Source organism: Pararobbsia silviterrae (assembly GCF_003628125.1).
GTDB classification, from domain to species: domain Bacteria; phylum Pseudomonadota; class Gammaproteobacteria; order Burkholderiales; family Burkholderiaceae; genus Pararobbsia; species Pararobbsia silviterrae.
Map to the genome: position 1 here is coordinate 44,184 of NZ_RBZU01000011.1, position 12,999 is coordinate 57,182.

13 protein-coding genes and 1 tRNA gene are annotated in these 12,999 nt (G+C 63.6%); 7 read left to right on the forward strand and 7 right to left on the reverse strand.

Translation table 11 applies throughout. From position 1 onward, the window contains the following. Nucleotides 1–19 precede the first annotated feature (19 nt). From D7S86_RS21145 to D7S86_RS21155, 3 genes are all read right to left on the reverse strand, one after another. A complete protein-coding gene (locus D7S86_RS21145; RefSeq protein WP_158602046.1) occupies nucleotides 20–652 on the reverse strand; it encodes a class I SAM-dependent methyltransferase in 633 nt (210 codons plus the stop codon). A 594-nt stretch (nucleotides 653–1,246) separates the two neighbouring features. Then, nucleotides 1,247–1,323 (reverse strand) — tRNA-Pro (locus tag D7S86_RS21150). A 34-nt stretch (nucleotides 1,324–1,357) separates the two neighbouring features. After that, nucleotides 1,358–2,287 (reverse strand): polyprenyl synthetase family protein, encoded by a 930-nt coding sequence (locus D7S86_RS21155; RefSeq protein WP_121089039.1) that lies wholly within the window; start codon nucleotides 2,285–2,287, stop codon nucleotides 1,358–1,360. Between the two features lie 216 nt (nucleotides 2,288–2,503). Between D7S86_RS21155 and rplU the strand changes: the two genes are divergently transcribed. From rplU to proB, 4 genes are all read left to right on the forward strand, one after another. Further along, nucleotides 2,504–2,815, forward strand: coding sequence for a 50S ribosomal protein L21 (rplU, locus tag D7S86_RS21160; RefSeq protein ID WP_121089041.1), 312 nt, complete (start codon nucleotides 2,504–2,506; stop codon nucleotides 2,813–2,815). A gap of 21 nt (nucleotides 2,816–2,836) precedes the next feature. Continuing rightward, nucleotides 2,837–3,103, forward strand: a complete 267-nt coding sequence (gene rpmA, locus D7S86_RS21165) for a 50S ribosomal protein L27 (protein ID WP_121089043.1) — start codon at nucleotides 2,837–2,839, stop codon at nucleotides 3,101–3,103. Nucleotides 3,104–3,361: 258 nt separating this feature from the next. Continuing rightward, on the forward strand, nucleotides 3,362–4,492 hold the full coding sequence (gene cgtA, locus D7S86_RS21170) for an Obg family GTPase CgtA (protein ID WP_121089045.1): 1,131 nt from the start codon (nucleotides 3,362–3,364) through the stop codon (nucleotides 4,490–4,492). A gap of 106 nt (nucleotides 4,493–4,598) precedes the next feature. Then, nucleotides 4,599–5,717: a glutamate 5-kinase gene (gene proB / locus D7S86_RS21175; RefSeq protein ID WP_121089047.1), complete on the forward strand. Its 1,119-nt coding sequence runs from the start codon at nucleotides 4,599–4,601 to the stop codon at nucleotides 5,715–5,717. Nucleotides 5,718–5,777: 60 nt separating this feature from the next. On the opposite strand, the gene D7S86_RS21180 is transcribed toward proB, so the two are convergent. Further along, nucleotides 5,778–6,416, reverse strand: a complete 639-nt coding sequence (locus tag D7S86_RS21180) for a CNP1-like family protein (RefSeq protein WP_240648327.1) — start codon at nucleotides 6,414–6,416, stop codon at nucleotides 5,778–5,780. A 191-nt stretch (nucleotides 6,417–6,607) separates the two neighbouring features. After that, nucleotides 6,608–7,261, reverse strand: a complete 654-nt coding sequence (locus tag D7S86_RS21185) for an RNA pyrophosphohydrolase (protein WP_420813294.1) — start codon at nucleotides 7,259–7,261, stop codon at nucleotides 6,608–6,610. Nucleotides 7,262–7,411: 150 nt separating this feature from the next. Between D7S86_RS21185 and D7S86_RS21190 the strand changes: the two genes are divergently transcribed. Together D7S86_RS21190 and D7S86_RS21195 are read left to right on the forward strand one after the other, a co-directional pair. Then, on the forward strand, nucleotides 7,412–9,151 hold the full coding sequence (locus D7S86_RS21190) for a proline--tRNA ligase (protein ID WP_121089049.1): 1,740 nt from the start codon (nucleotides 7,412–7,414) through the stop codon (nucleotides 9,149–9,151). Between the two features lie 74 nt (nucleotides 9,152–9,225). Next, nucleotides 9,226–9,840, forward strand: a complete 615-nt coding sequence (locus D7S86_RS21195) for a MarC family protein (RefSeq protein ID WP_121089051.1) — start codon at nucleotides 9,226–9,228, stop codon at nucleotides 9,838–9,840. A gap of 22 nt (nucleotides 9,841–9,862) precedes the next feature. Here the strand turns inward: D7S86_RS21195 and D7S86_RS21200 are convergent, their stop codons facing one another. After that, the gene (locus D7S86_RS21200) at nucleotides 9,863–10,411 is read right to left on the reverse strand and encodes a hypoxanthine-guanine phosphoribosyltransferase (protein ID WP_121089053.1); all 549 of its coding nucleotides are present in this window, start codon (nucleotides 10,409–10,411) and stop codon (nucleotides 9,863–9,865) included. A gap of 153 nt (nucleotides 10,412–10,564) precedes the next feature. Next, nucleotides 10,565–11,932, reverse strand: coding sequence for a signal recognition particle protein (gene ffh / locus D7S86_RS21205; protein WP_121089055.1), 1,368 nt, complete (start codon nucleotides 11,930–11,932; stop codon nucleotides 10,565–10,567). A 137-nt stretch (nucleotides 11,933–12,069) separates the two neighbouring features. Between ffh and D7S86_RS21210 the strand changes: the two genes are divergently transcribed. Beyond that, nucleotides 12,070–12,996 carry a cytochrome C assembly family protein gene (locus tag D7S86_RS21210; protein ID WP_121089057.1) on the forward strand — a complete coding sequence of 309 codons (927 nt, stop codon included), beginning with the start codon at nucleotides 12,070–12,072 and terminating at the stop codon, nucleotides 12,994–12,996. The last annotated feature ends 3 nt before the right edge of the window (nucleotides 12,997–12,999 follow it).

Genomic DNA, 12,999 nt, shown 5'->3' on the forward strand with positions numbered 1-12,999 from the left:
TCGATTCACGGATCGCGGGCTACGACAGCCACGCGGGTACGCTTTTCAATGCGAGATGGAAGTTGTCGTTGAAGTGATGCACCCGATAGCCGAATCGCGCGAAGAGGGCTTGTAACGACGGTTTCGTATGGATCGTGATGTGTCCGTTGCGCGGCGCGATGTACCAGTGGTCCATCGAACGCGTCGGGACATGATCGAAGACGTTTGTCGAAAAGAGCATCACGCCGCCCTCGCGGAGAAAGCCGAGGGCTTGCTCAACGGTCGCGAGGGGCTCGGGCGTGTGTTCGAGTACCTCGAAGGCGCTGACGAAATCAAACGAACCGGTGGGGCATGCGTCCTCGTGGTTCGCGACCGGATCCCAACTGTGCGCATCGATGCCGCGATGGCGCAGGAGCGTCGTCAGCGTGCCGTTGCCCCCACCGTAGTCGAGGCAGGCGAGGCTCTGACTTTTCTTGATGAAGTCCGCGATCATGTCCGCATTCGCGGCGGGTCGGGCCTCGACGTAATCGGGATCGACGGTGACGTAGCGCTCGTTGTAGATGTGTTCGCGAAAGTCGCTCGTGCTCCAGTGATCGAACGCGATCGTGAAGACGAGTCCGCAGCGCGAGCATTGATAGTAGTGAACCGGAACGCCGGTGAGCGGTAGGTACACGCCCTTGGCTTCTTCGCAATTCTTGTTAAAGTCCGTCACGCCGTAAAGCGGGGCCTTAGCGCTGCATACTTTGCAGTGCGAAACGCTCGAGACGCAGGGTCTGAGCATGTCGGTCAATGTCCCCATGGTATTCGCCGCCGGATATCGAGTTTTGAGAAATTTCCATGTCTCTCAACATGGAAACGCGTGATACGAGTCGTTATCGGCAGGGGGCGCGGAATGCTTTATGACAAAAAATACCGCGAGAGAGTAAGTGTCCTGAGGTGTCGCGACCGTGCGGCGTGATCTGCTGCTCTGGCCACGAACGTAAGTCTGTCGAGGCGCCTGCTCGATGATTGACGCGTCGGTTGCGGCGGCGGCCGGAACGGCTTTCGATGGAGCGGGAGAATCGATGCGCTATCTGTGCGAGACGTTGTCCGGAACATGACGTCGATCGCGCGGGGCGCTCGCGTGTGGCGTGCGATCGAAATGTCGAGCCGCTCACCGCTTACTCGGATTGCGAATTCGGACCGCGATGTCGGACCATTGTTTTGGACCGTTAACGAAAAGCCGCGGATTAGCATTCACTAATCCGCGGCTTTTCGAAGGAATTCCTGGTCGGGGTGAGAGGATTCGAACCTCCGGCCTCTACGTCCCGAACGTAGCGCTCTACCAGGCTAAGCTACACCCCGAATTTCACATCGCCGTCTTGTGTCTTCCGAACTGCTAGGAGAGACGTGACGTCGAGTAAGAACATAAGTCTAGCAGGCTTTCTTTATAAATGGAATCGGGAAATTGAAGAATCGCATTCAAGGCGATCTGCGCCTCGTGTTCGGCGCATCGAAGCGTGTAGTCGAGCGCGCCTGAACGCGTGATCGCCGAGAAGATCGTGTCGAATCGATCAGTGCCGCCTTGTTCGATGGCTTCGCGCGCCAATGCGCGCTCTTCGGCGTCGCCATGTTGCATGAGCCAAATCAGTGGCAGCGTCGGCTTGCCTTCGCGCAGGTCGTCGCCCGCGTTCTTGCCCATCGACTCGGGCGTGCCCGTGTAGTCGAGCCAGTCGTCCATGATCTGGAACGCCGCGCCGATATGACGGCCGTATTCGGCCGCCGCGGCTTCCTGGGCCGGCGTCGCGCCGGCCAGCACGGCGCCGAGTTCGGCCGCGGCCTCGAACAGCTTTGCCGTCTTGTACCGGATCACCTGCATATAGCGCGCTTCGTCGACGTCGGGATCGTGCATGTTCAGCAACTGCAGCACTTCGCCTTCGGAGATCACGTTCGTCGCGTCGGACAGGATCTGCATGACGCGCATCGAGTCGGCGCTGACCATCATCTGGAACGAGCGCGAATACAGAAAATCGCCAACGAGCACGCTGGCCGCATTGCCGAACAGCGCGTTGGCCGTCTGCTTGCCGCGCCGCAGCGCCGACTCGTCGACGACGTCGTCGTGCAGCAAGGTCGCGGTGTGGATGAATTCGATGACGGCCGCGAGTTCGTGGCGATGTGGCCCCGTATCGCCGAGCGCGCGCGCGATCATGAGCAGCAACGCCGGACGCAGGCGCTTGCCGCCCGCGCCGATGATGTACTCGGAGATCTGATTGATCAGCACGACCTCGGACGCCAGGCGCTTCCGGATCACCCGGTTGACCTGTTCCATATCTTCGGCGATGGGTGCGAGGAGGCTTGTGGCGGAGGTCGTGGCGGTCAACGCAGGTACCGAAAGTCTTGTTGAATAACCGGGCGATTATAGACTGAAGACGGATCCTCCCGCCTGGCCCGGCTCACAATCTTTGACGGCGAGCAAAACTTCTGTATAATCAATCGTTTCTCCGCGTGGTGCGGGGGAAAGATTGAATTCGAGTGAGGTTCAACAATGTACGCGGTCATAAAAACCGGCGGCAAGCAATACAAAGTTGCAGCTGGCGAAAAACTGAAAATAGAACAGATACCGGCAGACATTGGCGCAGAAATCACGCTCGACCAGGTGCTGGCAGTCGGCGAAGGTGAGTCGATCAAGTTCGGCGCACCCCTGGTCAGCGGGGCTTCGGTCAAGGCTACCGTGATCTCCCAAGGTCGTCACGACAAAGTGAAGATCTTCAAGATGCGTCGTCGTAAGCACTATCAGAAGCGTGCTGGCCATCGCCAGAACTACACTGAAGTGCGTATCGAAGCGATCAACGCTTAACGGCCGCGAAGGAGCACATCCATGGCACACAAAAAAGCAGGCGGCTCGTCCCGTAACGGCCGCGACTCCGAGTCCAAACGCCTTGGCGTGAAGGTGTACGGCGGTCAGGCGATCCTGGCTGGCGGCATCATCGTTCGCCAACGCGGCACGCGCATGCACGCGGGCAACAATGTCGGCCTCGGCAAGGATCACACGTTGTACGCAACGGCTGACGGCCACGTGCAGTTCACGATCAAGGGCGCGGCGAAGAAGCAATTCGTCAACGTCGTTCCGGTCGCTGCGGAGTAAAACGGGTCCTGGACAGGGTGCAGCGAGTCATCGGCGCGCGCCAGCGTGATGCGTGATTCGCCAACCCCCTAGCCGCCCGGGCCGTGCGGCGATTTCGTCGCTCAGGCCACGCAGGCCCCGCCTTCCAGCGGGGCCTTTTTGTTTCGATGTCCGGTTCACCGGGTGCGGTCGTATCGCGCGCCCCCCATGTTGAGCGTCTGGTAGAGCTGAGTCCCTTTTGTCGTGGGCAGCTCCACCAGGCGCTTTGAGAGAAGCAGCATGAAATTCATAGACGAAGCCCGCATCGAAGTGATCGCCGGCGACGGCGGCAACGGCAGCGCGTCGATGCGCCGCGAGAAGTTCGTGCCGTTCGGCGGCCCCGACGGCGGCGACGGCGGCCGCGGCGGCAGCGTGTTCGCGATCGCCGATCGCAATATCAACACGTTGATCGACTATCGCTACGCGAAGAAACACCTCGCGCGAAACGGCGAAAACGGCCGCGGTTCGGACTGCTACGGCAAGGGCGGCGACGACGTCACGTTGCGCATGCCGGTCGGCACGATCGTCACGGACATGGATACGGGCGAACTGATCGCCGACCTGACCGAGCACGGCCAACTCGTGACGCTGGCGGAAGGTGGCCAAGGCGGCCTCGGCAATTTGCATTTCAAGTCGAGCACGAACCGCGCGCCGCGCCAGAAGACGGACGGCAAACCGGGCCAGCGCCGCATGGTCAAGCTCGAACTCAAGGTGCTCGCGGACGTCGGTCTGCTCGGCATGCCGAACGCGGGCAAGTCCACGTTCATCGCATCGGTCTCGAACGCGAAGCCGAAGATCGCCGACTATCCGTTCACGACGCTCGCGCCGAATCTCGGCGTGGTCCGCGTCGGACCGAGCCAGAGTTTCGTGATCGCCGACATTCCGGGGCTCATCGAGGGCGCGGCCGAAGGCGCGGGGCTCGGCCATCAGTTCCTGCGTCATCTGCAGCGCACGGGTTTGCTGCTGCATCTTGTCGACCTCGCACCGTTTGACGAGTCGACCGACCCGGTCGCCGAAGCGAAGGCCATCGTCAACGAACTCGCGAAGTATGACGAGGCGCTCCACGACAAGCCGCGCTGGCTCGTGTTGAACAAGCTCGACATGCTCGACGACGCGGCGCGCAAGCAGCGCGTCGCGGACTTCGTCAAGCGATTCAAGTGGAAGGGCCCGATCTTCGAGATCTCGGCGCTCACGGGGCAAGGCTGCGAAGCGCTGACCTACGCGATCTACGACTATCTCGCGAAGCACGGCGCCGCGGGGCAAGCCGCCGAAGCCGAAGAGCTCGCGGCGGATCCGCGCTTCCGCGAAGGTGCGTCCGGCGCGCCTGCGCAGCCGTTGCCGTCGGCGGCTCCGGACGGCGAAGCGCAGTAAAATCCGACCGCCTTGCCGGGTTTCGTTTCGCGTGCGACACCCGGCCGGCGCGCGCCAGCCGCTTAGGCCGGGCATCTCAGAACATTCGCCATGGAGTGGGGCACACATGCGGTCGGTCATCGCCGATGCCAAACGGCTCGTCGTCAAAGTCGGATCGAGTCTCGTGACCAACGACGGTCGCGGTCTCGACCATGAAGCCATCGGCAGATGGGCGCAGCAAATCGCGGAACTTCGCGCGCGCGGCAAGGAAGTCGTGCTCGTGAGTTCGGGGGCCATCGCGGAAGGCATGCAGCGGCTCGGTTGGGTCAAGCGTCCGCGTGAAATCGACGAGCTTCAGGCCGCCGCGGCCGTCGGTCAGATGGGGCTCGCGCAGGTCTATGAGACGCAGTTTGCGCAGCGCGGCATCCGGACCGCGCAGATCCTGCTCACGCATGCGGACCTCGCCGATCGCGAACGCTATCTGAATGCGCGTTCGACCTTGCTCACGCTGCTGCGTCTGTCGGTCGTGCCGATCATCAACGAGAACGACACGGTCATCACCGACGAAATCAAGTTCGGCGACAACGACACGCTCGGCGCGCTCGTTGCGAACTTGATCGAAGGCGATGCGCTGATCATCCTGACCGATCAGAGCGGCTTATACACGGCGGACCCGCGCAAGGATCCGACCGCGACGTTCGTCAGCGAAGCCGTCGCCGGCGATCCCGAGCTCGAAGCGATGGCAGGCGGCGCGGGGTCGAGTCTCGGCCGCGGCGGCATGCTCACGAAGATCATCGCGGCCAAGCGCGCGGCGCACAGCGGCGCGAATACGGTGATCGCGAGCGGGCGCGAGCCCGATGTGCTCGTGCGTCTCGCGTCGGGCGAGGGCATCGGTACGCAGCTTATCGCGCGTATGGCGCGACTCGCGGCGCGCAAGCAGTGGATGGCCGATCATCTGCAGGTGCGGGGCCGCGTCGTCGTCGACGACGGCGCGTCCGCGAAGGTCACGTCGGAGGGCAAGAGTCTGCTGCCGATCGGCGTCGTCGATGTGCAGGGCGTGTTCGCGCGCGGCGAGGTCATCGCGTGCGTCAATGCGCAGGGCCGCGAGATCGCGCGCGGACTCACGAACTACGGCAGTACCGAGGCGCGCATGATTCAGCGCCGCCCGAGCGCCGAGATCGAATCGGTGCTCGGCTATATGCTCGAGCCCGAGTTGATCCACCGCGACAATCTCGTCGTCGTATAGTCGTCGGCGGCCGCGCATGCGAGCCCCGAGCGGGACCCGCATGCAGGACGCGCGCCCGGCTTAGTTACGCGGACGTTGATCGTCGAGCGCGCGCTTGTAGCGGATGTTCTCGACGATCTGCTTCGCGTCGCCCGCGAGCGTCTGGAAGTTGCAGAAGTAATCGTGCGCGAGCGCCGTGTGGTACGCGTTCAGCGAGTTGTAGACGACCTTTTCCCAATCCGTCGACGTGTCGGTGTCCCAAGCGGTGCCGTCTTCGTCGATCGCGGCATACATCTTCCACATCTGGCCGTCGCCGCAACGCATCCCTTCGTAGCGAACGTTACGGACACCCGACGGACTCGTGATGACGACCGTATAGCGAATCACATCGTCCGTGCCGATCGACACCGATTTCGGGTCGATCGCGAACGTTAGCGACGTGTTCTTCGAGACTTCGAACGGCAGTAACGCGTCGTAATTCGGCAGCGGCGGCGGCATCACGTCCTTTTGTTCGACGAAGACCGATTTGCGATCGAACAGGTATTGGAACGTGCTTTGATCGCCGCTCGCGTTGCTCGCGGGGCCGTTCATGCCGGGCGTCGTTCCGTCGTTGGGGCCGGCGAACACGACGGCGGGCGCGACCACGGCGGCCACGCACGATGCAATGACGCTCGCGCGGAGCGCACGTCGCGCTTGATAAGGCAGGAAAGAGAAGTTCAAGATCGTCGAATCCAGGGCGGGCGGCACGTTGCGCGTGCCGTCAGTCGTTCATTACCGGGAAGGGCATGGCAGGGAAGCTTCGCGACCGCGCATGACGATGCATTGTGACTCGATCATGCGCGACGTTGCTCTGACACGCGGGTGGACGACGGGTTCGGTCGCGAACGCCCGAACCCGATGAAAGCCTCGCGTCAGCCGCGAGGGGGCGCCGAGACGCCGGGACCCGTGTTCGCGTCTTCGATCTCGCGCGGCGTATCGTTGCCGCGCGTCTCGCCGGACACCGCAAACTCGGCTTGCGCGCGCTGCGCGGCACGTTGCGACGCCGCGCCATCGCGACGCCGCGACGGTGGTCCGTCGCAACCGGGTCCGTTCGGACGCCTCAGGAAGCGCGAAAGCTCCGAGAGCGCCAGCTGATACACATCGCGCTTGAACTCGATGACCGCATCGAGCGGCACCCAATACTCGTTCCAGCGCCATGCATCGAACTCGGGATGGTCCGTCGCGCGCAGGCAGATATCGCAATCGCGGCCCATCATCCGAAGCAAAAACCAGATCTGTTTCTGCCCTCGGTAATGGCCGCGGACTTCGCGCTTGATAAACTTGTCGGGCACCTCATAACGCAGCCAGTCGCGCGTGCGACCGAGCACTTTGACGTGATGGGGCATCAAGCCGGTTTCTTCGTGCAACTCCCGGTACATGGCCTGCATCGGGTTCTCGCCGAATTTGATGCCCCCTTGCGGAAACTGCCACGAATGCTCGCGTAGCCGTTTGCCCCAAAACACTTCGTTGCGCGCGTTCAAGAGGATGATGCCGACGTTCGGGCGAAAGCCTTCACGATCCAGCATACAACCACCTTCGAATCCTTTAAAATTGCTTTGATTATAAACAGATACCGCGCGCCGCGCACCGTTTGAGGGACGACCCCCCGCCGAGCTGCGCGAACCGCAGCCGACCGGCGGTGCGCGGCGCTCTCGTCTTTTTGGAAACCCCCCTGAATGAAAGCATCGCGTTTTTTTATCGGCACGCTCAAGGAAGCGCCTGCCGACGCCGAAATCGTCAGTCATCAATTGATGGTGCGCGCGGGCATGATCCGTCGCGTCGCGGGCGGGATTTACGACTACATGCCCATGGGGCTGCGTTCGATTCGCAAGGTCGAGAAGATCGTGCGCGAGGAGATGGAGCGCGCGGGGGCGATCGAATTGCTGATGCCGGCGGTGCAGCCGGCCGAGTTCTGGCAGGAGTCGGGACGCTGGGCCAAATACGGTCCCGAATTGCTGCGCCTCAAGGACCGTCACGATCGCGATTTCGTGATCGGGCCGACGCATGAAGAAGTCATCACGGACATCGCGCGGCGCGAGATCAAGAGCTATCGCCAGATGCCGATCAACTTCTATCAAATCCAGACGAAGTTCCGCGACGAGATTCGTCCGCGCTTCGGCGTCATGCGCGGCCGCGAATTCATCATGAAGGACGCGTACTCGTTCGATAAGGACGTCGACGGACTCAAGATCACCTATCAGAAGATGTACGACGCATACAGCGCGGTCTTCAATCGGATGGGGCTCACGTTCCGCGCGGTCGCGGCCGACAACGGTTCGATCGGTGGTACGGGTTCGCATGAGTTCCAGGTCATCGCCGACACGGGCGAGGACGAGATCGTCTACTGCCCGACATCGGACTATGCGGCGAATATCGAAGCGGCCGAAGCGCCCGCGTTGATCGCGACGCGCGGCGCCGCGACGCAAGCGCTGACGAAGACGCCGACGCCGGGCAAGGCCAAGTGCGAAGACGTCGCCGAACTGCTCGGCATTCCGCTCGAAACGACGATCAAGTCGGTCGTCATGGCCGTCGACGCCGCCGAAGGTCCGACGAAGATCGTGCTGCTGCTGGTGCGCGGCGATCACTCGATCAACGAAGTCAAGGTCACGAAGCTGGCGGGTCTCGGCGATGCGCGTATGGCCACGGAGCACGAAATCATCGCGACGTTCGGCACGCCGCCGGGCTATCTCGGTCCGATCGGCACGAAGCAGCCGGTGACCGTCATCGCCGATCTGACCGTCGCCAATATGGCCGATTTCGTGGTCGGCGCGAACGAGGCCGGCCATCACATCACGGGCGTGAACTGGGGCCGCGATCTGCCCGAACCCGATCAGGTCGCCGATATCCGCGAAGTCGTCGCGGGCGATGCGTCGCCCGACGGCAAGGGGGTGCTCGAGATCTGCCGCGGTATCGAAGTCGGCCAGGTGTTCCAGCTCGGCACGAAGTACTCCGAGGCGATGAACGCGACCTACCTCGATGAATCGGGCAAGCCGCAACCGATGGTCATGGGCTGCTACGGGATCGGCGTCACGCGCGTGCTCGGCGCGGCGATCGAACAGAACTACGACGCGCGCGGGATCATCTGGCCCGAGGCCATCGCGCCGTTCGAAGTCGTCGTCTGCCCGATGGGCTATGACCGTAGCGAATCGGTGCGCGCCGAAGCGGACCGCATCTACGGCGAACTCGTCGCGGCCGGCATCGACGTGATTCTCGACGACCGCGGTGAACGGCCGGGCGTCATGTTCGCCGACTGGGAACTCATCGGCGTGCCGCACCGGCTCGTCATCGGCGATCGCGGTCTTAAGGAAAGCAAGGTCGAGTATCAGGGCCGCCGCGATACCGAAGCGACGCTGTTGCCGGTCGGCGAGGCCGTCGCGCACGTGGCGAGTCGCGTCAACGCGGCGCTCGGCCGCTGACGCGCGCGCCGCGATGCGAGCGCGGTCGACACGCTCACGTGTGAGGTCGCGCTCGTCTTCGCGGAGCTTGCGTCGTGGAATATAACTTTCTGTCCGCAACCATCCTGCTGGTCCTGATCACGGACCCGATCGGCAATATTCCGATTTTCATCAACGCGCTCAAGCGGGTGCCGGTCAAACGGCGCCCGACGGTCATCGTGCGTGAAGTATCGATCGCGTTCGGCATTCTCGTCGCGTTCATGCTCGGCGGCCGGCAGTTTCTCGAGGTCATGCACCTCAGCGATCTGTCGATGCGTATCGGCGGCGGCATCGTGCTGTTCCTGATCGCGCTGCGCATGGTGTTTCCGCACCCGGACGGCGCGCTCGGAGGCGGTGACGCGGCGCTCGGCGAGCCGCTGATCGTGCCGCTTGCGATTCCCGCGATCGCGGGGCCGTCGGCGATCGCGACCGTGATGCTGCTCGCGTCGCAGGCGCCTGAACGGCGCGTCGAATGGCTCGCGGCGCTGACCGTCACGATGCTGATCTGCGCGATCGTGCTGCTTGCGTCGGACCGGATTCAGCACTGGCTCGGCGAGCGCGCCGTGGCGGCGCTCGAACGGCTCATGGGGCTCGTGCTCGTCGCGATCGCCGTCGATATGCTGCTCGAAGGCGTGCGGATTTTCGCGCACCAGCTCTCGGCCGGCGCGTGAATTCACCCGATGCGTGAAGGCGTCAGCGCGGCACGGTCAGCGCACGGATCGCCGGCAGATTGCGCCAGTAGCCCTTGACGTCCATGCCGCAACCGAACACGTAACGGTCGGGCACCGTGAAGCCGCAGAAATCGGGGCGCAGCGGTTTCGACTGCGCGATCATCTTCTCGCAGAGCACGGCCGACTTGAACGTCTTCGCGCCCATCGCGAGGATCCGGTCGCGAATCGCGGCCATCGTCTGGCCTTCATCGAGAATGTCGTCGATCACGAGGACCGTGCGGTCCTTGACCGACTCGCCCGGTGCGACGCGCCAGTGCATGTCGCCGCCGCGCGTCGTGTTGTGATATCGCGTGAGATGGACGTAGTCGAACTCGAGCGGGAAATCGAGGTGCGGCAGCAGCATGCCCGTGAAGACCGCGGCGCCGCCCATGACAGAGAGGAGCAGCGGGAAGGCATCGCCGAGTTCATTGCGAATGTCGGCCGCCATCGTGCGAATCGACGCCTCGACGTCGGTGGCGGAAACGATCTCTTCCGAGTTCTTGAATAGTTCGAGGGCTTCTTCGCGGTTCATCTGCGTTCGTGGTCGGTCGAAGGTGTGTCTATATTAGTAGGGATCGGAAAACGCGTGGCTCGAATGATGGATCGGCTCGCCCGGGCACATGCATCGTGGCCCCCCGTCCGCGCGACGGCATGCATCGCGCGATCCGGGACCGATCCGCCGCGCTCAGCGCATGCCCGGCATCATGCCCTTCATGCCGCGCATCATCTTCGCGAGATTGCCGCCCTTGAGCTTCTTCATCATGCCGCGCATCTGATCGAACTGCGCGAGCATGCGATTGACTTCCTGGACCTGAACGCCCGCGCCCGTCGCGATACGCCGCTTGCGGCTCGCCTTGATGAGTTCGGGCTTCGCGCGCTCGGCGGGCGTCATCGAGTTGATGATGCCTTCCATGCGGCGCATCTGTTTCTCGGCCTGATTCATGTCGGCGTTGCCCGCGGCCTGCTGAAACTGCGCGGGCAGTTTGTCGAGCAGCGAGCCGAGGCCGCCCATCTTCTTCATCTGCGAGAGTTGCGCGCGGAAATCGTTGAGATCGAAATCGCCGCCTTTCTTGACCTTCGTCGCGAGCTTTTGCGCGGCTTCGACATCGACGCCGCGTTGCGCTTCCTCGACGAGCGCGAGGATGTCGCCCATGCCGAGGATCCGGTTCGCCATGCGATCCGGATAGAAGACTTCGAGTCCGTCGAGCTTTTCGCCGACACCGACGAACTTGATCGGCTTGCCGGTCACGTGGCGCACCGACAGCGCTGCGCCGCCGCGCGAGTCGCCGTCGAGCTTGGTGAGGACCACGCCGGTCAGCGGCAATGCATCGTTGAACGCCTTGGCCGTGTTGACCGCGTCCTGCCCGAGCATCGCGTCGACGACGAACAGCGTTTCGGCCGGCTTGATCGTCGCGTGCAGCGCGGCGATCTCCTGCATCATCGCTTCGTCGATGCCGAGGCGGCCGGCCGTGTCGACGATCAGCACGTCGTGATAGTGCTTCTTGGCCCAGTCGAGCGCGGCCAGCGCGATATCGACGGGCTTCTGGTCGGGCTGCGACGGGAAGAAGTCGGCGCCGACCTGTTCGGTCACGGTCTTGAGCTGCGCGATCGCCGCGGGGCGATAGACGTCGCACGAGACGGTCAGCACTTTCTTCTTCTGCTTCTCACGCAGCAGTTTCGCGAGCTTGCCGACGGTCGTGGTTTTCCCCGCGCCCTGCAGGCCCGCCATGAGGATGATCGCGGGCGGCGTGACCGCGAAGTTGAGTTCGGCCGCCTTGCCTTCGTAGTCGCCGCCGATGACGGCGGTCAGTTCGCGCTGGACGACGCCGACGAGCGCCTGGCCCGGCGTGAGGCTCGTGATGACTTCGTCACCGAGCGCCTTGTCCTTGACCTTCGCGATGAACTCGCGCACGACGGGCAACGCGACGTCGGCCTCGAGCAGTGCGAGGCGCACTTCGCGCAGCATGTCCTGGGTGTTCGCCTCGGTCAGGCGAGCTTCGCCGCGCAGCGTCTTGACGACGCGCGCCATGCGTTGGGTCAGATTGTCGAGCATAGTCCGCGCAGGGGTAGAGGTCGGTCGGACCGCCGGGTCCGCGAGGCGCCCGACAAGCGAGCGCGATGCGGCGAGGGTGCGGCATGGCTGCCGGACGGACCCCTCGGGGCGGCGGGACCTTGGTGTAAACTCCAAACATGATCATTGTACTGTATGCCCTGACCGCGCTCCTTTACGGCACGCTCGCCGCGTCGGCGTGGCGTTCGCGGTTGCGCTTCGCCGAGGTGCCGGGCGACGTGCTCGGCATCGCGCCGCAAAGCCTGTCTCCGCGCGATCGCGCCTTGCTCGGCGCCGCCCTCGTGTCGCATGGTCTCCTGCTCGAACTCACGATCTTCCCCGAAGGCGAAATGGTTTACGGGTTCGCGTTCGCGCTCTCGGCGATGCTTTGGCTCGGTGTGCTGATCTATTGGATCGAGAGTCTGTTCTTTCCGCTCGACGGGCTGCGCATGCTCGCGCTGCCCGTCGCGTTCGTCGCGAGTCTGCTGCCCTTGATGTTCGGCGGCGTCAAAGTCCTGCCGTACTCGGCCGACTTGTTGTTCAAGCTGCATTTCCTGGTCGCCAACGTGGCGTACGGCCTGCTCGCGCTCGCGGCCGCGCACGCGGCGCTCATGCTGCTCGTCGAGCGCCGGCTGCATGCCGCGCGCAGCGCGCGCGTGAGCCTTGCGCGCCCCGACAGTCGCGCCGCCTTGCGCGCGGCCACACGCGATCCGTCCGACGATCATTGGGCCAGCAACTGGCTCGATGCGTTGCCGCCGCTGCTCACGCTCGAGAAGCTGCTGTTCCGTCTGATCTGGGCCGGGTTCATCGTGCTGACGCTCGCGCTCGGCTCGGGGATCCTGTTCAGCGAACAACTGTTCCATAAGCCGCTGCGCTTCGATCACAAGACGATCTTCGCCGTGATGTCGTGGGTCATGTTCGGCGGCGTGCTCGCGGGACGAACCTTCTATGGATGGCGCGGCCGCACGGCGCTGCGCTGGGTGCTCGCGTCGTTCGTCTCGCTGTTGCTCGCCTATGTCGGCAGCCGCTTCGTGCTCGAAGTGCTGTTACATCGTGCCGTTGTCTAGGGA